This window comes from Bartonella sp. CL63NXGY (assembly GCF_042194905.1).
Classification (GTDB): domain Bacteria; phylum Pseudomonadota; class Alphaproteobacteria; order Rhizobiales; family Rhizobiaceae; genus Bartonella.
Genome location: NZ_JBHINK010000112.1, coordinates 1 through 654 on the forward strand (window position 1 = coordinate 1; position 654 = coordinate 654).

Annotated in this window: 1 protein-coding gene; it reads right to left on the minus strand. The window is 40.5% G+C overall.

Annotated features, from left to right (window positions below):
* A partial coding sequence (locus tag ACFIK0_RS09555) for a hypothetical protein (protein ID WP_375663937.1) occupies nucleotides 1-654 on the minus strand: 654 nt, incomplete at both ends.

Consider the following 654-nt stretch of genomic DNA (forward strand, 5'->3'; position numbering starts at 1 on the left):
TACCATTATTATCGTAAGTAACAGTAGCTTTGCCTAACGGTTCACCATTTTCGCCAATCTTGACACGAGTAAAGTCAACAGTTCCATTTTCTACTGCAACGGCATTAGGATTTGCTGACAGATCAATGTTGAAGCTTTGTGGTTGATCTGAAGTAAACTTACCACCGTCCATGTGAACAGCTGCAACTTTACCAGTACCGTCACCAGTAATCTTGAAGTTTGAGTGAGCTTGTAAGTCAACGTTACCTTTTGTATTAATTAAAGCACCTTTTGAATTATCTAACCCAGTTGCGTTGATGTTGAAATTACCACCATCTTCAACGGTAATTCCAGCACCTGTTTCAAGGTTTACTGGTGCAGCAGAGCCTTCAAGCTTGCCAGTCTGAGTGATGTTTAAACTACCACCGTTTGCAACCTTAACAGTTGAACTTGGCACTAATTCGATACCACCTGACATCTTCTTGGCAGTACCAGTCTTTTGAAGGTTAATGTTCAGAGTAACCTCTACATTAACTTGATCATTCTTACTCCCAGATTTGTTAGCAGCAATCGCAACGTTGTGCTTTCCGCTTTTACCTTCACCACCACCGATTGTATGTGGATTTAAGTTTAAAGTTGCTCCTGCTTTAACGTTAACTTGTGATTGATTACCGT